The 20,208-nt window shown below is 51.2% G+C and carries 17 protein-coding genes and 1 tRNA gene; 6 read left to right on the top strand and 12 right to left on the bottom strand.

Annotated elements, in window-relative coordinates:
• Positions 1–97 precede the first annotated feature (97 nt).
• The 11 genes from LKK83_RS29920 to LKK83_RS29870 all read right to left on the bottom strand — a co-directional run bounded on the left by LKK83_RS29920 (position 98) and on the right by LKK83_RS29870 (position 13,379).
• Positions 98–1,282 (bottom strand): serine/threonine-protein kinase, encoded by a 1,185-nt coding sequence (locus tag LKK83_RS29920; protein ID WP_324635120.1) that lies wholly within the window; start codon positions 1,280–1,282, stop codon positions 98–100.
• 261 nt (positions 1,283–1,543) lie between these two features.
• Positions 1,544–3,505 carry a serine/threonine-protein kinase gene (locus LKK83_RS29915; RefSeq protein WP_324635119.1) on the bottom strand — a complete coding sequence of 654 codons (1,962 nt, stop codon included), beginning with the start codon at positions 3,503–3,505 and terminating at the stop codon, positions 1,544–1,546.
• 379 nt (positions 3,506–3,884) lie between these two features.
• Positions 3,885–4,292, bottom strand: a complete 408-nt coding sequence (locus tag LKK83_RS29910) for a response regulator (RefSeq protein WP_324635118.1) — start codon at positions 4,290–4,292, stop codon at positions 3,885–3,887.
• Positions 4,293–4,813: 521 nt separating this feature from the next.
• Positions 4,814–5,668: a DUF3153 domain-containing protein gene (locus LKK83_RS29905; protein WP_324635117.1), complete on the bottom strand. Its 855-nt coding sequence runs from the start codon at positions 5,666–5,668 to the stop codon at positions 4,814–4,816.
• Positions 5,669–5,877: 209 nt separating this feature from the next.
• Positions 5,878–7,212, bottom strand: coding sequence for a TldD/PmbA family protein (locus LKK83_RS29900; RefSeq protein ID WP_324635116.1), 1,335 nt, complete (start codon positions 7,210–7,212; stop codon positions 5,878–5,880).
• Between the two features lie 260 nt (positions 7,213–7,472).
• Positions 7,473–7,661, bottom strand: coding sequence for a hypothetical protein (locus LKK83_RS29895; RefSeq protein ID WP_324635115.1), 189 nt, complete (start codon positions 7,659–7,661; stop codon positions 7,473–7,475).
• A 199-nt stretch (positions 7,662–7,860) separates the two neighbouring features.
• Positions 7,861–9,111, bottom strand: a complete 1,251-nt coding sequence (locus LKK83_RS29890) for a hypothetical protein (RefSeq protein WP_324635114.1) — start codon at positions 9,109–9,111, stop codon at positions 7,861–7,863.
• Between the two features lie 40 nt (positions 9,112–9,151).
• Entirely contained in the window at positions 9,152–10,477 is a 1,326-nt protein-coding gene (locus tag LKK83_RS29885; RefSeq protein WP_324635113.1) for an APC family permease, read from the bottom strand.
• 253 nt (positions 10,478–10,730) lie between these two features.
• Positions 10,731–11,195: a GNAT family N-acetyltransferase gene (locus LKK83_RS29880; protein ID WP_324635112.1), complete on the bottom strand. Its 465-nt coding sequence runs from the start codon at positions 11,193–11,195 to the stop codon at positions 10,731–10,733.
• 393 nt (positions 11,196–11,588) lie between these two features.
• Positions 11,589–12,518, bottom strand: a complete 930-nt coding sequence (locus LKK83_RS29875; protein WP_324635111.1) for a sulfite exporter TauE/SafE family protein — start codon at positions 12,516–12,518, stop codon at positions 11,589–11,591.
• A gap of 138 nt (positions 12,519–12,656) precedes the next feature.
• Positions 12,657–13,379: an MBL fold metallo-hydrolase gene (locus LKK83_RS29870; RefSeq protein ID WP_324635110.1), complete on the bottom strand. Its 723-nt coding sequence runs from the start codon at positions 13,377–13,379 to the stop codon at positions 12,657–12,659.
• A 777-nt stretch (positions 13,380–14,156) separates the two neighbouring features.
• Here LKK83_RS29870 and LKK83_RS29865 point away from each other — a divergent pair.
• The 3 genes from LKK83_RS29865 (at position 14,157) to LKK83_RS29855 (ending at position 17,253) form a co-directional block, all read left to right on the top strand.
• Positions 14,157–14,840: a Crp/Fnr family transcriptional regulator gene (locus LKK83_RS29865; protein WP_324635109.1), complete on the top strand. Its 684-nt coding sequence runs from the start codon at positions 14,157–14,159 to the stop codon at positions 14,838–14,840.
• 45 nt (positions 14,841–14,885) lie between these two features.
• On the top strand, positions 14,886–16,682 hold the full coding sequence (locus LKK83_RS29860) for a M61 family metallopeptidase (RefSeq protein ID WP_324635108.1): 1,797 nt from the start codon (positions 14,886–14,888) through the stop codon (positions 16,680–16,682).
• A gap of 85 nt (positions 16,683–16,767) precedes the next feature.
• Positions 16,768–17,253, top strand: a complete 486-nt coding sequence (locus LKK83_RS29855) for a tellurite resistance TerB family protein (RefSeq protein ID WP_324635107.1) — start codon at positions 16,768–16,770, stop codon at positions 17,251–17,253.
• Between the two features lie 289 nt (positions 17,254–17,542).
• Here the strand turns inward: LKK83_RS29855 and nadA are convergent, their stop codons facing one another.
• The gene (gene nadA / locus LKK83_RS29850; protein WP_324635106.1) at positions 17,543–18,517 is read right to left on the bottom strand and encodes a quinolinate synthase NadA; all 975 of its coding nucleotides are present in this window, start codon (positions 18,515–18,517) and stop codon (positions 17,543–17,545) included.
• A gap of 204 nt (positions 18,518–18,721) precedes the next feature.
• Between nadA and LKK83_RS29845 the strand changes: the two genes are divergently transcribed.
• The 3 genes from LKK83_RS29845 to LKK83_RS29835 all read left to right on the top strand — a co-directional run.
• Positions 18,722–19,654: a TIGR04168 family protein gene (locus LKK83_RS29845; RefSeq protein WP_324635105.1), complete on the top strand. Its 933-nt coding sequence runs from the start codon at positions 18,722–18,724 to the stop codon at positions 19,652–19,654.
• 70 nt (positions 19,655–19,724) lie between these two features.
• Positions 19,725–19,811: transfer RNA gene (locus LKK83_RS29840), tRNA-Ser, on the top strand.
• Positions 19,812–19,984: 173 nt separating this feature from the next.
• On the top strand, positions 19,985–20,208 hold a 224-nt coding region (locus LKK83_RS29835; protein WP_324635104.1), incomplete at its 3' end, for a hypothetical protein.

The raw sequence follows: 20,208 nt of genomic DNA, 5'->3' as shown, positions 1-20,208 counted from the left end.
CAAATGCAATATGTCGAACGTCGTCAGTAAATCCAAGGCGGTAGGGGTTTCAATTTTAAGCAGTCGTACACCGGGAATTTGGCGCGATCGCCCCCAATTACTCTGAATTCGACTCTCCATATTCGGATTTTAACGATTCTAATTCCGCTTCAAGCGCATCGAACCCCGAGGGTTTCGCCGGGGAGGGGGTTGTGGTTTTCCCGGATTGGGGTTTGGCGGGTGGGGGCGCGTTTCCCGGGGTAAACTGACTTTTGATTTCTGCTAAATCTGCGGCGATCGCATCAAAAGAACCCGGTTGCGCGACGGTTTTGGGTGTGGGTTGGGCGGGCGGTGGCGCAGGCGCGATCGCCGGCTTGTTCGATCCGGGTGCTTTCGAGGGGGTTTGTGGTGCGATCGCCCCATCAGCAAGCGCCTGCAAAACCTCCGTCGCCGAAGAAAAGCGATCGCGCACCAGTTCTTGCAGCATTTTATCCAAAACTGCAGCGAACTGGGCGCTCACCGCCCGCCCCTGTTTCTGCAATTGTGCTTTCCACACCCACTGCGCCTCCATCGAATCGTACAAATCCTCGGGCATTTTCCCCGTCAGTAATTGCACGCAAGTCACCCCCAAACTATATAAATCGCTCGCCGGATATGCCTGACCTCCCCGCAGTTGTTCCATCGGGGCATACCCTTGGGTTCCCGCCCGGGTGCCGGTTTGCGCTAGTTGGGTGCCACTCCCTTGTTTCGCCACGCCAAAATCCACCAGCACCAGTTTCCCATCCCGACGGCGACGCAAAATATTCTCCGGTTTGATATCCCGATGCACTACCTGTCGCTGGTGAATAAACTGCAAAATTGGCAATACATCTCCCAACAATGCCCGCATCTTGGCTTCGTCAAATGTCCCCTGTTGTTTTAATTCTTCTAACAAATTCACCCCATCGATAAATTCCTGCACCAAATACCAGCGTTTCTCTTGTTCGAAATACGCATAAAGGCTGGGAATTTGCGGGTGTTCTCCCAATTGCAGCAGTTGCTCTGCTTCGCGCTTAAATAGTTCTGTGGCTTTTGCTAAAGCGGTGGTGGCTTGAATTGCGGGGAAAAATTGTTTGATGGCGCAAGAGGCGTTCAGTCGGTCTTCATCGATGCCTAAAAAAGTGCGTCCCATTCCTCCCTGTCCGATGAGTTCCACAGCACGGTAACGGCTTCGCAAGGTTAATTTCGCACCGCAACTGAGGCAAAATTTCGTTCCTTCGGGATTGGGTGGATTGGGACAGTGGGGATTGAGACAATAGGTCATAATCAGATGAAATGAACGAGTCAGCGTTAAGAGGTTATATCGGGATTTTCAATAATAGCTGGTTAAGGCGGGATATTATATGGGGTCCGGAGGAGGGGCGGCGAAATACCGGTAGAGACGCGATGAATGGCGTCTCTACAAGTTGAGTTGTCTGGACAGCGGACATGATATTATTTTTCTATTGTATCCGATAAATCGGCGATAAACATCACGCTTAAGATTGAACAATTGTGGTAATTCTCAATTCTCAAGTCTCCATTTTTATCGTCCCACGCGCCAAATTTTAATGGTTTCGTCCCAACTGCCGCTGACGACCATTTTACCACTGGGGGTAAACAGAACTGCATTAACTGCGCCGAAATGTCCGGTTAAGGTGGTTTGCAGGGTAGCACTGTGGGGTGTGCTGGGGTGGAGTTGCCAGAGTTTGAGGGTTTGGTCGCTGCTCCCACTGACGAGGGTTTTGCCATCGGGACTGAAGGCGAGGGAGTTGACGGAATCGAGGTGACTGGAAAGGGTAGAGAGCAAGGTGCCGGTGGAGAGGTTCCAGAGTTTAATGGTTTTGTCTTTACTGCCACTGGCGAGTAGGGTACCGTCGGGACTGATGGCGAGGGTATTGACGGCTTGAAAGTGGCCGGATAGATTGTATCGCACTTGACGAGATACTATGTCCCAAACATGGATGGTTTTGTCGAGTCCGCCGCTGACGAGGTGGGTGCCGTTGGTGGCGATCGCCTTAATCATGCCAGAGCGCCCGGAGAGGGTGTAGGAGGAGGGGGAGGGTGCTTCGGGGGAGCGATCGCCCAGGGGCCAGAGTTTGATCGTGCGGTCTTCCGATCCGCTAATTAACAAATTCCCTTGGGGAGTAAACGCCACCGCATTCACATCGCGTAAATGCTCCTCGAAGGTCGCGAGTCGGGTGCCGCGCTTGAGGTGCCACAGGGCGATGGTGTCGTCGTCGCTGCAACTGGCGAGTAGGGTGCTGTCGGGACTGATGGCGAGAGCGTTAATGGATTTCGAGTGTCCGCGCCAGGTGCGAAGTTGCTCGCCGGTGCGAAAGTTCCAGATAGCGATGGTATCGTCGAGACTGCCACTGGCGAGGAGCTGACCTCTGGGGTCGATCGCCAGACAAGTCACCCAACTCCCATGACCGGTGAGGGTTCGCAAGCAAGGATCCAGGCGGCTAGCGGAGTGGGGGCGATCGCCGGTGCGCGGGGGTCGGGAGGGCATGGGGGAGGCACTGCTGGGGGTGGTGATGGGGGGGGATGCCGGGGGTTTGCCTGGGGGAGGCGGCGTAGTTGCATTGCTCGTCTGGGTGGGAGAAACGCCCACGGCGGCCAAATCTTGCAATACCGCCTCAGCGCTTTGATAGCGATCGGTGACGCGATCGGCAATCATCCGATCCAACACATCCCCGAAGCGATCGCTAATATCTCGACCCCGACTTTTCAGATACTCGCGCCAAATACAGCCCTTGAGCGGATCGAACAGGGCATCGGGTTTCACGGCGGTGAGCAAATGAATGCAAGTCACGCCCAAACTATACAGATCGCTCGCCGGATAGGCTTTCCCGCTGCGGAGTTGTTCGATGGGCGCATAACTTGCAGTGCCCACTTTCGTCCCGGTTTTTGCCAAGGAGGTTTGGCTCAGTTGTTTCGCCACTCCGAAATCAATCAACACCAGGAAGCCATCTTCCTTGCGCCGCAGGATGTTGGCGGGGGTAATATCCCGGTGAACTACCTTTTTTTGATGCACAAATGCCAACACTGGCAAGATATCGCGCAGCAGTGCCAAAATCTCGCTCGGGGCAAACGCGCCTCGCTCTTTCAGGTCGTGCCACAAGGTTTTGCCATCGATAAATTCTTGCACTAAATACAGGCGTTTGTCTTGCTCGAAAGAAGCCAGCAGGGAGGGAATTTGGGGGTGAACGCCCAGTTCGTACAGTCGCAGCGCTTCTTGATTGAATAGCTCGATCGCTTTGTGCAGGGTTGCTTGTCGGGAGGCAGCGGTACCTTGCAGTTTCGGTAAAAATTGCTTGATGACGCACACCGTATTCAGTCGATCTTCGTCCACCGCTAAATAGGTTTTACCAAATCCGCCTCGGGCAATGGGTTTGATGGCGCGGTAGCGCTCTTTGAGCAGCAGACTGGCACCGCAAGTTTGACAGATGCGGCTTTTGAGGGGATTGCGGGGATGATGACACTGGGGATTGAGACAATAGCTCATCTTTTCTGGGGATAGGCGGCATGTTGTTATTTTGCCCTCCGATTTTATCGGAGCATGTCTGCAAGGGCTTTTGCGCTGGCTGTGATGCCCAACGCCGCGATCGCCGCTTTTTTTATTTTGCCCCTTTATGGCAACACTTTACAACCATAGCCCAACCGATTGCCTCGACATCCTGCGAGCCATTTCTTTACGTTTGTTTGCCTTTTATTAATTTTTATTTACTTGACGCCAATTTGTTAAGAATTGCTGTATAATGCAAAGGTTTAATTTCATCGGCGATCGCCCAACAATTTCCTGACCAATCAGAGCACGCCCCTGAATGCACCGCCACCGATGGTGGGGACAATGGGCGCAGATAAACATGCCGCCTGCCATTCGATTACTCTTTCACTTCAGAATGCTGCGGCGAATCGATAAAATTTCCCACCACCTGCCGTAATTGATTGGCGTCAAAAGGTTTTGTTAAATATTCAGTGGCTCCCGCGAGACGCCCTTGGACTTTATCAAACAGCCCATCCCTTGCCGTCAGCATGATAATCGGTAACTCCTGAAATTGAGGGATATTCCGCACCGTGCGACAAAGCTCTAAACCGTCAATTCCAGGCATGGAAACATCCAGTAATAAAATGGCCACCTGCTCGTGATAAATCATCGACAGTGCATCCACTGCATTATCTGCCACGAGGACCCGATAATCCTTATCGAGGGCGCGCTTGACCAGATCTTGCATCACGACACTATCATCTACGGCTAGAATGGTCGGGACAGGACTATTATTTTCAGACATATTTACTCTCCAGTCCTTTTTTACGTTGAAACTTATCTCAGATGGACAGGGTTGAATGACAACAGCGCGGACAAGGATTTCCTAACTGCTGGCGAATTCAATACGTTAAGAAACCACCTGAATGAGGCTCAACTCTCTAATACAACTTTAGCTTATTTTTTCAGCTAAATCTAATCGGCGAGCGAGTGTTACCCCCTTTGTTGAGGCTCGATCGCAAACCGTTTTTTCTCCTCTTCCCCTGATGAGGGGGTCAGACCCCTCACTCTTGCCGAGCGGTTCTTTGGCGTTGTGCTGCACCCTGACATCGCCGCCCCTTTGTTGGTGGTTGTTTGTGGCTCCTTGCCGTTCCGGTTGATTCCCTTCTTTTAGGATACCCGTCCGATAGGATAGGGAAAACCCTTGGGCGATGGCGCAGTTAAACCCACTCAGGGCGTGGGGGTCAATCCCCTCCCTGATATCCCCACCCCGAGGAACGGGTGGCGGATTTCAGGTTAAGTTGCAAGGTTTTGCCACCGAGGGAGTTAACTGCCCAAATTCCCGGTTTCCGCTTGGGATGGGGGGGTGGGGCGGGGGCGTTTTTTGCCAATCCCTAACAAAGGGAAAAGCAAGTCTTTGACAAAAATGCCAAATGCAACCAGCAAGCTAATGAGTAGCGCCCCAATCCCGATGGGACTGGGCACCCAAAACCCTACTTCCAGATGGTTGAGTTCTCCCGGGTGCAGCTTCCAGCGCAGTTGGCGTCCCCCATCGCCAATTTCTGGGGCGAGGGTTTCCCCAGATGAGGAAAGGGTTTTAGCGCCCCAAGGGGTGTTTAAGGCAAAGTTGAGGTTGAGCAGGGCACCGGGACTGACTAACACGCTGCCACTGGAAGAAATTGCCCCGAGCGATCGCAAATCCAAATCATAGCTGAGCTGATTGTAAATCGCCAGCAAAAAGTTTTTCTGCTGCAAGCTCATCTTGGAGGAAATTTGTGGAAATTCCCCCAAGCTATCCGGTTGCGATCGCGCTTTTTTCTGCTCCACTGGGTTAAAAAATTGATTAAATTTCTCCACCAGTTCCTCGCCATTATTAAACGGAATCGTCACGGCGATTTCGCGCTCCGAGATTCGCTTGACCTTCCCGCGCAACTGCCGGGTGCGACGCCGGATGCTGTCTAACCATGCCTCGGAAGTGGAACTACTAAATGCCTTCAGTCGTTCTGAGATTTGGATATGCTGGACGATTTCCCCGTGGGTCTGACTCTCGAAATTGATGCCCACATCATAGTCTACACAACCGGTGAGCAGGAGAGGCACCAACAGGAGAATTATCCAGCGGCGCGATCGCCCCCAGGCATGGCAAATTTGCCCCCAAAAGGCACCTCCGACTTGACTCATTGCTAACACTGCTGATTTCACAAATGCCTCCGAAATAAAATGTATGAATTGAGAATTAAGAAGTGCGGCAAAAGTCTAAAGATTTTCTTAATTCTCAACGGCTAAGTTCAGCTTTTTTTTACAATTTACACCCCCCTAGGCACACCCGGGCAATGCCAGACCCCGGAATCGAGACCTGGGGAAGCTGGGGGATGTGAAGTCGGCGAGAGTTATGCGCGCGAGGAAACACCGAGTTGGGCGAATTGGAGACTGGGCAGATAGGCACCGCCGCCCACCCATTCGGGTTGATTTCCCAAATCGACTAAATTATTGAATGCCTCAAAAATACTGCCGGCCACCATTGTATTTTTGACGCGACCGACAATTTCGCCATTTTCGACTTTGTAACCCAAGTCGAGATTGACGGAAAATTCGCCGGCGAGTTGGTTGGATTGACCCGCGCCGAGGACTTGTTCGACAATCAGTCCTTCTTTCATGGAGGCGATCAGGTCTTGGGTGGAGGTGTTGCCCGGATTCATGCACAGATTGACCAGATCTGGGCCGGGGCGGGACAATCCGCCGCGAAATCCGTTGCCGGTGGATTGGACTCCCGCCCGGGCGGCCCAACGCCGATCCCAGTAAAATCCTTGTACGGTGCCGCGATCGATGAGGACTTGCTCGCTGGTGGGGGTGCCTTCATCGTCAAAATTGCACGCAGAGGGTCCTTTGCTGGGGTCTTCGTAGAGGGTGAGGCGATCGTCAAAGACTTTTTCCCCCACTTTATCCGCTAGGGGAGAGGCTTTTTGGACTACCACTTGCCCGGAGAGGATGATATCGAACAGACTCAGGAGGGTGCTGGTGGCGGCCCTGGGGGTAAATAGAACCGGATATGAGCCGTTGGGGATAGTCGCTTGTCGTTCTGCTTGTTGGTATTTTTGCAGCAGATCGGCGACGAGGCGATCGTAATTTGGGGTGCGATCGCGGGCGACATCATAGCTATAAATTTGCAGGAAGTCTTCCCCTTTGACCAGATTTCCGCCAATACTGGCACTGAGAATTTGGCTGCTGCGCTTGGCATAGACATCGTTGCTGGTGGCAATTTTCACGATGCCACTGCGAACGTGAAAGCTGATATCCACCAGAATATCGCTGTTGTAGGCATGAACTTGCTCGATTTGGAATCGCCCGAGATCCACTAATTCTTCGCTGGTGGGAGGGCGGTAGGTGCTCGGCGGTTCAGAAACGCGCAGGTTGCTGGCAAACTCGAATTCTGCCGTGTCGCCGATTTTGGCGGTTTCCACGGCGGCGTCTACCAAGTCTTCTAGGCGCGTTAAGTCTGTGGAACTGGCAAAGCCGATTTTGCCATTGCAAATCACTCGCAGTGCAACCCCCTGCAGGGCTTTGGTTTGCAGTGATTTGAGGCGGTTGTTTTCAAATTCGATCGGGGTGTCTTGGCTCGAAACGTAGTACACTTCGGCAGAGTCTACCCGAGGTTTTGCTAAGTCCAGGATTTTCTCCAGGGTTGGATCGCTCACGATTACTGCTTCTATTGCTGATTTCTTCATCGATTTTAGGGCGGATGGTGCCGGAGCGCTACCCGTCTCTGGAAGGAGTTGCAAAGGGTGCAAAGAAAAATTAAGAATTGAAAATTGAGAATTGAAAATTGAGAAGCGTTAATCTCGGGGGTTCGGCAGGGGCACCCTCCCCTTCGCCCTCTGATTGCTTTACCTGATGTGTATGTATAGTTTGTGGGGGTGCCGAAACAGGAGGGTTTTCCCGGAAAATGTTCCTGGAGGTTAGGTATTGTGATATTCTTGGTGTGAATTTAGTGGGAGCGATCGCCCTGCTGGGGGGAAGCCCCTCGGTTCCCACGCCGTTTCATCTGCTGGATCTGCAAAAACACTTGCTGCCACTCCGCCACCAGTTCCCTAGCCGTATCGTCACTGTGGAAATCCAGATAGGTGATGGTTTTGCGAATTAAATACTCGAATTCTGCCGGGGTCATGGAGGACATTAAAGCCTTTCCTTCAAATCAGTGTCCCTATTTTATAATATTTCTTTGACGTTGGGACAGTAAAACCGCCCCTTTTGCATGAAATAAAGAGCAATAAGGTTGAAAATGGCGTTCCCAAGCGATGCTGGAAACGCCGGGTGGGATAAAGAAAGCACACCCCCCTTTACCCCATCAACTGAGGGGTGAATGTCGCCCAAACTTACGGTTGCGACGCGCTATCCTCTTTGGTCGCCAGCATCAAATTCGAGTCATTATAGTATTTGTAGCCGATACCAAAATTCAACCCCTTAATATTTGAATTGTTTTGATAGACTTGACGCAATTTCGGCTGATACATATTGGCAAACAACTCGATAGGCTGGATGTAGGTGCCATAAAACGTCAAATCCCACTTTTGCTCATCAAAATAGCGCAGGGGAATGCCCGAATCATCCTGCAGCACGTGACTGCTTTGGTCGAAAATCAGATTGCGAATTGTGGAAAAACTATCGTAGTGCATCAGATAAGATGCCGCCTTCAGATAGGTGACAGGCGTACCCATTTGCCGGACAAACTCGCTGAATTCCGGCGTTTTCTGTAATCCTTCATCCGATAAATCTGTGGAGAAATAATACACCGTGCGCGGTTCGGATGCTCCTTCTGGCAAAAAGGAAATTTTCACCCCGGGAATCATCCCTTGGGTATTTTCTCCATTGTCCAAAATTTGAATTTTCGCCTCTTTATCCAACCCCACATAATTTACATCTAAGATTTGATTGTTCGTCCGCGCCATAAAAACGAATAAAATTGGCAAAACCCCTTTGTCTGCCAAATCCACCGCCATATCTTTGGTGCGGAAAAAGCTAAATTGCAAAATGGCATAGAGGGATTGATTGACGTTTTGCAATTTGCTATTTAATTGCCCCGGGGAAAGATTTTGCAAGTTAGGAATATCTCCCACCGGTTCGAGACCTACCATGACAAATTCCCGCCCTTCGGGGAATAGAGAATAGCCATACAAGAAATCCGGTCCGCTAAAGGGGTAAAAAATCGGTGGGGATGTGGCATTAATGGATTTGAGTTCGCTGGCGGCCCATTTTCTGACTTTAGAAATTTGTTGAGCTTCCAGTTGTTCCCAGGAGGTGTTTAATGCATAGGCATAGTCGTTCCAAGCGCGGGTATCTTGTACGGAGGCGATCGCGCTGTTGTCGTCTACTTCCATCCCCGCTAACAGCTTCGCCGTATCGGTTAATAGGGCGGCTTTTTCCATGTCGAATTCCGCCAGGGGGTCTGCGGATGTTTCGGGGGTTTGCGCTTGCGTTTCGGGGGTTTCGCTCACCTCGGCGGTTGGGGAACTGACGGGGGTGTTTTCTGCGCTGACTTGCGCTTCATTATTCGTGGCGCAAGATTGAACCCCAAGCAACAGGGTTGCGATCGCCAATAACACAGACAGGGAAGTTTTTTTGTTCATGGAATTTATCTGCTAAGTGACTGAAAGGCAAGGAAAAGCGTTAGTAATCTGAAGAAAACCGTTTCTTTTTGGAGGCGAAAAGGTACAGGGGAAACCCCAAACCAATGATAGCCAATCCGGCGAGGGATTCTTGTGGTTTGCCCATGAACAGAAATACCAAAATCCACAGGCTAATCCCGAGGAAAATGAGCGGGGTGATGGGATATCCCCAGGTTTTATAGGGTCGGGGAATATCGGGATATTTAATCCGCGAAACAAACACGCCCAAAACGGTGAGGAAGGAAGATAAAGTTAGGGTAAAGCCGAGAAAGGCAATCACGGCTTCAAAGGTAGAAGTAATCGTCAGCACTAACACGATTCCCAGTTGCAAGAGAATGGCATAATGAGGAATGCCACTGCTATTTTTCTTGGCGAGGGGTTGAAAGAAGGAGATATCTTCGCCGATCGCTTGGGTGACGCGCGGGCCGGCCCAGACCATCGAACTAATGGAAGAAATCAAACCGAAGGCAATTAAAAAGCTCATCAGTTTTCCCCCGGATTCGCCAAAAATTGCAGCGGCGGCGATTGCTCCAACTTCTAATTCTCCGGCGAGTTTGTCAATCGGGGTACTGTAGAGAAAAATAAAGTTAAGCAGCAGGTAGAGTACCATGACGATAATTGTCCCCAATAATAGCGATCGGGGAATATTTTTCTCCGGTTGTTTGACTTCACTGGCTAGGTAAATCGACGCATTCCAGCCGGAGTAGGAATAGGTGACGTAGACTAAGGAAATGGCAAAGGGGGCGCTGAAGATTAGCGGCAGATCTTCCCCGGATGGCAAAAATCCAATCTCTTGGGGAGTGGCTAATAGGAACCCACAGACAATCAGGGCGACAATCAGCAGCACTTTTAACAGGGTTAAACTATCTTGAAAGTAGCTGCCAACTTTGACATTTCGCATGTGAATTAGCGAAATCAAAATCACGACGATCGGGGCGATGGCTTTGGGTTCTATAAAGGAAAGGATGCTGGAGGAATATTGCCCGAAGGCCATTGCTGCAGCGGCGATCGGGGCGGCAAATCCAACGGTAATGGAGACCCATCCGGATAAAAAGCCGATCGCGGGATGGTAAATCTTGGAAAGAAAGTGATATTCGCCGCCAGATCGGGGCATGGCGGCACCTAATTCTCCATAGCAAAGTGCGCCACACAGGGCAAAAATACCCCCCACAAACCATAAAAATAGTAAGGAAAAACCGGATTTAATATCCACGGTTTGAAAGCCCAAACTCGTGAATACGCCGGTCCCGATGGTGTTGGCGACCACAATGGCGATCGCTGTCAGCAGGCCGATCGCCGGTGGGTTTGCAGTTTGTTGTTCCTTCATTAATCAGGGAAATTATTGGTGTTTGACTCAGAAAGCTAGCGGTCTGTCTAGTTTATATCGCAATACTCACACCCTGATGGGGGTCAGGAACGGATGTTCCCCGGCCTTTTGGCCAAATAAGCCTATTAAAACTCAGATTCTCGGTTCTGTCGAGGGAAAAATGACGGGCAATCTGGATCGGGGTGTCGAAAGTTCCCGATTGGACTGAATTTACGGGACTTTGAGGGTCGCAGTGGAACCACCAAAAATTATTTTATGGTAGCGGTTGATACTGCATGATGGTGACGCCGAGGGGCAATACTTTCGATCCGAGTTGTCCCACGGCAAATTTGGTTTTTAGCGGTTTGGGTAAAGATTCCCAAGGGACTTCCACAAACCCAAATTTCCGATAAAACTCTACTAACCATCCCATGCATTCGAGATAAAGCGGTTCGCTGGATTGGCGAATCAGCGCTTTGACTAATGCTGACCCCAACCCGCGATCGCGCCACGATCTCGCCACCACCATGCTTCCCAATTCTTGGCTTCCGGAAAATCGCCGCAACTGTCCGCAAGCGACGATTTTTCCCTCGCATTCGATCGCGATAAAGTTTTGCCAATGTAATTGGGTCGGATCCAGTAGGGCGCAGAGCACTAAGATGCGAATCGCCCACATATCGCGATCGCGCGCCGGTCGAATCTGGCATTGTGCAGGTAGATCCCTGGGTTGTGCGTTCATCACAGTCAGTCTCGGTTTGCAAAGCGGGTCTTTTGTCTTCCCTTGACTGTATCTGTTTTTGATGACGGATTTTAGCCACACCGCTTTATTCCCTTTTTCCGCGATCGCGCGATCGCTCTTCTCCCCCCAATTTCATCCCCCACCCGTCCAAACCCAGTTGGGAAAAGGGATAGGGGAAAATCAAAAAAATTCCTGTTTGAAAAAATTATTAATTCTTGATTTTTAATTGTTAATTATTAATTAACAATTCTTTATTCTTGATTTGTTAAAGTCGGTGCGTGACCCCCGGCGTTTATGAAGTGTCGGTTCCACCAATTGAATGGCGGGGGTCACACACCCTACGGTTGCTTTACCCCCGGCGTTGAGTCGGTTCCCGGAATTGAATGGCGGGGGTCACACACCCGACGATCGCTTCGAAGTGAATGGTGCATTCTGAGTTGTTAATTCCCACTTTGCGGTTCGATTGACGACTTCTGCTTTGGTGGGACGAGTAAAGGCGCTTCTATTTTGGAACAAAATAAATGCAGCCATTGCTAACAAGAAAAAGCCGAACCATTTTTGTAGCTGTTTGGCTTGGACGAAGCGGCTGATATATGCGCCTCCGGCAATTCCCAAACTGGCGGCGACAATAAAAGAGGCTATTAATTGCCAATTTAAGGGAATATCACTTTGTAGATAGCCGAGAAAGGCGGTGACGGAGTTGGCGACGATAATCACCAGGGAGGTGCCTACGGCTTCTTTCATTGGGGTTTTGCCGAGTAACACTAGGGCGGGAACGATCGCGAATCCGCCGCCCACTCCCACCAATCCGGTGAGAATTCCCACGCCTAAACCTTCCGCCAGCAGCAGCCCTAGCTGCACCGCATCGTTCGCGGAGTCGGAGGATTTTGTGAGTGTACTTTCGCTATCCGGGTGATTCGTGACCTCACTTTGTGTGGTTTTCGGGGCGGGAGGTTTGGAGCCTTTGCGAATCATAAATCCTGCCGCTACCAGCATCAGCACGGCAAAGAGCAGCAGTTGCATTGTGCCGGAGATAAAGGGCATGTTGGCGAGGCGGGCACCGCCATACGCGCCTACCATCGTTGCGGAACCAAAGATGGCGGCTTTTTTCAGATTGACGTTGCCCAGTTTCCAGTGGGGAATCACGCCCAATAAGCTCACGGTTCCGACGATCGCCAAACTCATGGCGATCGCGCTTTTTGGTTCGACGCCCATCACGTACACTAAAATCGGGACGGCCAGAATCGAACCCCCTCCGCCAATTAAACCGAGGCTGACTCCAATTAATGCAGCAAAAATATGACCGATAATCCAACTCATCATTATTTTATTCTTATCGATTCTGACGCGAAAAAATTCCCCAACCTTTCCTCGGATAGCGAGAGTTTTCTCGAGCCTAATCAAAGAAATGCTAGCAGTTGCGATCGCGGAAAGGTTGGGGGTCGGAGGAAAAACCTCCCGTTACTGAGAAGCGCCTACGGTTTGACCGCACTGTTGGTTCGCCGGAACCGCTTCCATAATCTTTTTCGGATCGGGCAGGTTGAGGTTGTTCATCAGTTCGATGAAGCTGTTGCGATCGCGCAGGGTTCCCGGGCTATCCACATTCACAAACCGGGGATTCCAGCGCTTCTCTTCGCCGATGGTGGACACCGTATGACCGCGATAATCGTGACCCGGATACACTAAGGTTTCATCCGGCAAGGTGAAGATTTTTTGGGTGATGACATCGTACATCGTTCCAGGATCGCCACTTTGAAAATCGGTTCGCCCGCAGCCTCGGATAAATAAAGCATCGCCGGTCAATACCCGGTCGTTATTCACCAAAAAGGCCATGTGGGAGTCAGTATGACCCGGGGTGGCGATGGCTTTGATGGGAATCGAACCGATTTGCAAGGTTTCCCCATCTTTGATGTGGCGGTCCGCGCAAGCGGCTTCCGCATTTTCCGGAACTACGCCCACACAGTCGGTGAGTTCGCGCAACTTGCCGGTGCCGGTGATGTGGTCGGCGTGGATATGGGTTTCGAGACCGTAGCGCAGGGTGAGTCCCAATTCAGCGATGAGCTGGCGATCGCGTTCTACTTTCTCCAGTACCGGATCCACCAATACGGCCTCTTTTGTAGACTCATCGGCAATTAAATAGGTGTATGTCCAAGTGTCGTAATCAAATAATTGGCGAAATAGCATAGGTCGTTAAAGATTAAAGGTTGACAGTCGATTCTCGAGAGCGATCGCTTTTGAATCGGTTCCCGGATCCTCTGGCTTGGGATCCGCGATCGCCTTCCAAAGCTTCTGGTTCTACTATATAGCTCAATAGTGATTAAGTCAAGTAAAAAAATATTAAGTTATGGGAGCGAAACATTCATTGTCAGTGATTATCAATTTGGGATTAACAATAAAGAATTAGGGATAATTAATAAAGAATCGTGAGTCGGTGCAGAGGGTGGAGGGAAAATCGAGGCAAAGAGGGATTGGCCGAGAAGCGCAATTCCTGCGTGCATCGGGGGAAAAGGGGGTGAGTAGAATCTCGGGGCAAAAAGTAGCAACCCAGTCAAAACGTGAAACAATGAACGGCAGATGGAGTGTATCAGGAGGGGGAAAAACCCGGGGAGGTAGTGGATCCAGAAGCAAGAATCACGGAAAGCGAGGGGGGGATAGCGATCGCCCGAGGGAGAGTGGAGTGCAGCCAAAGGGTCGAGAAAGCAGGTAAAATCAGAACAGTTGCAGATCGGAAAACTCCAAGCATCTTTTCCGCGTGCCAAAAGAGTTGTTGTGTGGCAATCTGCTAATGGAGGAATAAAATCCATGTTTTATCCGCCAGCCAGCCCAAAACCAACCCACTGAAATGCGCTTAGCCTTTGAAACATCAAAAATAGAAAAAATTCGGATCTTGTTCGTATCAGCCCGCGTATCCAGCGGCTGTCCTATAATACCTATCCTTATTCCCTAACCTGAATATCTTTCATGCAGACCGAAGCCTTTAGTGAGCTTTTTCCGCTATTTAGTGCCGCCAACCCAGAGACATTGGAATGGCTGTTGTCCGTTGCGGTCGAGCACGAGTATCCAGCAGGCAGAGCCGTCTTGATGGAAGATGCCTGGGGCAATGCCGTTTACTTTGTGGTCAGTGGCTGGGTGAAAGTCCGCCGCCTGTATGGGGACAACGTCGTCACCCTCGCGATTCTCGGTCGCGGAGATTTTTTTGGCGAAATGGCAATCTTAGATGAATCCCCCCGATCGACGGATGTGATTGCCCTGTCCCCGGTGCAGCTTTTGAGCGTATCCGCGCAACGGTTTATTCAAACCTTATTTAAAGACGCCCAGTTGCATCACCGGATGTTGCAACTGATGGTCAGACGACTGCGACAGACCAATGTGCGGTTTCAACTGCGAAAGCGTCCCCCTGCCGTGAAGCTAGCCAATACCCTGGTGTCCTTAGCGGAAAATTATGGCCAATCCACCGAGAAGGGATCCGAGATTTATAACATTCCCTATAAAGACTTGGCCGATGTCACCGATATTGGGGTCGAAGAGACCACCAAAATCATGGAAAAACTGCAAAGCAAGGGGTGGGTAGAGATTGATGAAGGCAACGAAGCGATGTATTTAGTCAATCTCAAGCAATTGACCCATCTTGCGGGACATGTTTAACCTGACAGATCCAGTAGCCGAACACCCGAAGCAAGTATTTATCCCATGACTGAAGCGACGACGATGCCCGGGATCGCCAAACCCGCGATCGCCCCCCAACTTTACTATCAAGTGGCCATGAGAGAACCTCAAACCCACTTGTTTGACGTGATGCTGCGCCTGCGCGGATGGCAAGAGTCCGTATTGGACTTAAAAATGCCCGTATGGACCCCCGGGTCTTATTTAGTGCGCGAATATGCCAAGCACCTGCAGGAATTTTCCGCCTGCGACCCAGACGAGCGATCGCTGTCCTGGCGCAAAGTCAGCAAAAACCACTGGCAAATCGACACCCCCGGCATTTCCGAAATCATCGTGCGCTATCGCATCTATGCCAACGAGCTAACGGTGCGAACCAATCATCTGGATGCCACCCACGGCTACTTTAACGGGGCGGCGTTATTTTTCTATGTCCCCGGGTTTGAACGCAGCCCCATCGAAGTGCAAATTATCCCGCCCAACCCGGAATGGCACGTCAGCACTGGCTTGAGCGCCGTGAAACAGCGCTCCAACACCTTCCTAGCGGAAGATTTCGATACCCTGGTGGATAGCCCTTTTGAAATCGGCACCCATGACTCCCATTTCTTCGAGGTGGAGGGGAAATCCCACGAACTCGCCATCTGGGGACAAGGGAACGCCAAACCCGATCGCATCATTTCCGATACCGAAAAAATCATTCAGGTGGAGAGCCAACTGTTTGAGGGTCTCCCCTACGATCGCTATTTATTTATCCTGCATCTGTCTTCCCAAGGATATGGCGGCTTAGAACACAAAAATAGTTGTTCCCTCAACTATCCCCGCCTCGGGTTTCGCGCCCCCGAAAAATACAACCGCTTCATGCAACTGGTGGCCCATGAATTCTTCCATTTGTGGAATATCAAGCGCATCCGCCCCAAACCCCTGGAAGAGTTTGACTACGAGGGAGAAAGCTACATCAGTGCTTTGTGGTTTTGCGAAGGCACCACCAGTTACTATGACCTGATAATTCCCCTGCGCGCTGGCATTTACGACGCCAAAAATTTCCTGCAAGGATTGAGCAAAGATGTCAATCGGTTGCAGAATACCCCCGGGCGACAAATTCAACCGGTGAGCGAGTCGAGTTGGGATGCCTGGATCAAGCTTTATCGCCGGGATGCCAACAGCGATAACAGCCAAATTTCCTATTACCTGAAAGGAGAAATGGTCTCCTTATTGCTGGATCTGCGAATCCGCGCCCGCCATAAAAATCAGCGATCGCTCGATGACGTGATGCGCCAAATGTGGCAGCGCTTTGGCCAACAAGAAATCGGCTTTAGCGACGACGACTTGAAAGAGGTTCTCGAATCCGTCGCGGAGGAAGATTTAACCGACTTCTACGCCCAATACATCCACGGAACCACCGAATTACCCTTCGATAAATACCTCGCCCCCTTTGGTTTAAAACTGCAAGCCTCCAACAATGGCCAAGATGCGGTGCCATTTCTCGGCTTGAGCGTGAAAACCGAAAACGGCAAAGCGGCGATTAAATTCGTCGAAACCGGATCTCCGGCGCACCAAGTCGGTATCGACCCGGAGGATGAATTGCTCGCCATTGACGGGTTGCGCGTCACCGCCGACGATTTAAACGAGCGGCTGAAAGATTACCAACCCGCAGAGCGCATTCAAGTGACGGTGTTTCATCACGAGCAACTGCAGACTTACCCAGTCACCTTGGGGGAACCTCGTCCCACCCAGTATCAAGTGGTGGCCCTGCAAAAGCCCACCGCCAGCCAAGAAAACCTGTTTCGCGGATGGCTGGGCGGGTCTTTATCTCGAGTTAAAAGTTAACCCCCCGCTAGGGTGGCGGCGGAAGAGGGGAGCGATCGCCTGTTAGGGTAGTAGCAACTGTCTATCCACTGCGGAGAAAAAACCTATGGCAATTCAACCCCCACCCCCGCCCTCGATTACCCCCCGTCAGATGAATTTACTGCGAGTGGTCACGGCGATGGCTTGGGCTGATGGCGAATTGGCAACAGAAGAAGTCGATTTAATGCTGCATCGCTTTAGCGACTTATTTGCCAACAGCAGCGAACAACAAGAACAACTCAAACAAGAATTGAAAGAGTACATGATGCAAAACATTCCGCTTGAAGAGTTAGTTCCCAAACTCCAAAGCCAAGCGGAACGAGAATTGGTGCTGCATCTGGGCTATCAAGTCATTGCGTCGAGTTCGCGCACCCCTGATGAACCGAAAATTAACACCGAAGAAGCTCAAGCGTATCAAAAATTAGTCGAGTTGCTCGATTTGCCCCCAGAGGCGGTCAGCCGCATCCAAAAAGAAGCAGAAACGGGCTTAAGCAGCGATGAAAAATTAGTCGAAACCCTCACTCAAAGACTGAAGGAATTTCTCGCCCAATAAACCGCTTTGTTTCTGCCACAATTATCGCATCACTCTGATGTAGGGTGGGAAATGCCCACCTTACATTCGTTTTATGGGAGTAGATGTAGGGTGGGAAATGCCCACCTGACATTCGTTTTATGGGAGTGACAATCCAGGACGATTTAGGGAATTAAAGGGACAATGGAAGCGGGGGATTGAAATCGCGCCGAGGGAAACTTTCGTCCGCCGATAGCCCTACGGGCATAGCAAAGCTGACGCGGAGTGTTTTATTTTACATGGATGCGGGCGCACATGAGATGAGGCGGTGTTAAGCGCTCATTTCCAGCATCCGTTGAATGGGTTTGAGGGCGGCAATGCGGATATCTTCTGGTAAAGTAATTTCTGGAGCGCGATTTTTCATGGCCAGATAGAGCTTTTCTAGGGTATTGAGCCGCATGTGAGGGCACTCGTTGCAGGCACAGCTATTCATGGGCGGTGCGGGGATAAAGCGCTTGTTGGGGGTTTGCTTTTGCATTTGGTGGATGATGCCCGGTTCGGTGGCGACGATGAACGAATCGGTAGAACTGGATTGGGCGTATTTGAGCAAGGCACTGGTGGAGCCAATATAATTGGCGTGACGGAGTACCGGGGGTTCGCACTCGGGGTGAGCGAGGATTTGGGCGTCGGGATGTTCGATTTGCAGTTGGACGATTTTTTTCTCAGAAAAGTTTTCGTGGACGATGCAGCTTCCTTCCCACAGCACTAAGTCGCGCCCGGTTTGTTCCATGACGTAGCGACCGAGGTTGCGGTCTGGGGCAAAAATAATGGGTTGGTCTTCGGGGATGGCGCTGACAATTTTAACGGCATTGGAACTGGTGCAGATGATGTCGCTCATGGCCTTGATGCGCGCCGAACAGTTGATATAGGAAATCACCAGATGGTCTGGATGGGCGGCTTTAAATTCGGCAAAGGCATCGGGCGGGCAGCTATCGGCGAGGGAGCAGCCGGCTTCTAGGTCGGGTAGCAATACTTGTTTGTGGGGATTGAGGATTTTGGCAGTTTCGGCCATGAAGTGAACGCCGGCAAAGACGATGACATCGGCGTTGGTGTTGGCGGCTTGGCGGGACAGTCCGAGGGAGTCGCCGATATAGTCGGCAATGTCTTGGATGTCTGGGTCTTGGTAGTAGTGAGCCAAAATTACGGCGTTGAGGTCTTTTTTGAGCTGGTTGATGGCCTCGAACAGGTCGTCGGGGATGGCTGGGGTTTTGGTAGAATCTCGGGGAAGTAATGTAGCAGTAAACACAGTTGGCGGTGACCTAATCTCGAATTTTCTAGGGTTCTCTAGTTTAATTATAGTGCTTTTTACCAAAAATGACAGGGGGTGGAGAATTGAAAGTTAAGAATTCTTGAGGGAAAATTGCGGGTTGAAGATTAGAAATTTTTGGGGGGCAATGTTGCCGGGGGCGTTTATTGCCTATGCTGGATAAGGTCGGCAATAGAGAGAGGCATGAGCAATCAGAAGTATCGGAAAACTGGGATAACGATCGCGGTGGTGGGTGACGTTCACGAACAGTGGGAGGCGGCTGATGAGGAGGCGCTGAAGCATTTGGGGGTGGATTTGGTGCTGTTGGTGGGGGATTTTGGCAATGAGTCGGTGCCGATCGTGCGGGCGATCGCGGCTTTGGATCTGCCCAAGGCGGTGGCTTTAGGCAACCACGACGCCTGGTACACTGCCACTCCTTGGGGACGCAACCACTGTCCCTACGATCGCGCCTCGGAAGACTGGGTAAACGAACAGTTAGATTTGCTCGGCGAGACCCATGTGGGATATGGCAAGTTGGATTTTCCCGATCTGGGGCTGACTGTGGTGGGGACTCGTCCGTTTAGTTGGGGCGGCCCGGAATGGAAGTATGCGGATTTCTATCGCGATCGCTACCGGGTCAATAATTTTGCTGAGTCTACGGCGCAAATCATGCAGGCGGTGGAAGCGGCGCAGTTCGATACCTTGATTTTTCTGGGGCATAATGGACCGAGTGGGTTGGGCGATCGCCCGGAAGACCCCTGCGGGCGCGACTGGAAACCTCTGGGCGGTGACTTTGGCGATCCGGACTTTGGGCGGGCGATCGGCCAATCTCGTGCTTTAGGCAAAACCATCCCCCTGGTGACTTTCGGTCACATGCACCACACCCTGCGCCATACGAAACAACAATTGCGAAAATCTCTCCATGTCTGCGAAGACCGTACCGTTTATCTTAACGCGGCTCGCGTCCCGCGTATCGTGCAAACCGACACCCACAAGTTGCGGAATTTTTCCCTGGTGGAATTGCATCAGGGTGTGGTAAGGCGCGCTGCTTTGGTTTGGGTGGACGAGCATTTCCACATCGTTTCTGAGGAAGTTCTCTATTGCGATCCGGCTGAGGCTGTGGTGCAGTTGGCTTAAGCCTTACAGATTTTTTCAATTTATTGCGCCACTTGGCCGATTCTCGGGTTAAAATAAGTTTAGCCGCACTGGAGAGGTGGCAGAGTGGTCGATTGCGTCTGACTTGAAATCAGATGAGTCCGCAAGGGCTCCGGGAGTTCGAATCTCCCCCTCTCCGTCTTTTCTCAGGCTGGCCGCCTTGCAGTAGGGAGGTTCTCCGTCAGCCCGAGGCACCAGTCTGTGCCTTCTCGGTTCCGCGCGGCGGATTGAAATTGGGATTTTTGGGAAAAAGTATGTTATAATTGATGGTGAAGGTTAGGCGCTGGGCAGGAAGCAAAAGCAATTTATGCAATGCTTAAGCGCCCTGCCTCGCCCTTCGGCTTCATTGTACCCGATGCGGATTTTTTTGTCAAGGGAGAACCTTCCATCCCGCCGCCGGCCTCGGGATTGGGTAGAGCAATCTATGCAATGCTTAAGCGCCCTGCCTCGCCCTTCGGTTTCATTGTACCCGATGCGGATTTTTTTGTCAAGGGAGAACCTTCCATCCCGCCGCCGGCCTCGGGATTATATAAACC

The sequence above is a fragment of the Phormidium sp. CCY1219 genome (assembly GCF_035615515.1).
Classification (GTDB): Bacteria; Cyanobacteriota; Cyanobacteriia; order Cyanobacteriales; family Laspinemataceae; genus CCY1219.
Note: the sequence above shows the minus strand (reverse complement) of the source record. Positions and strands in the feature narration are given on the sequence as shown.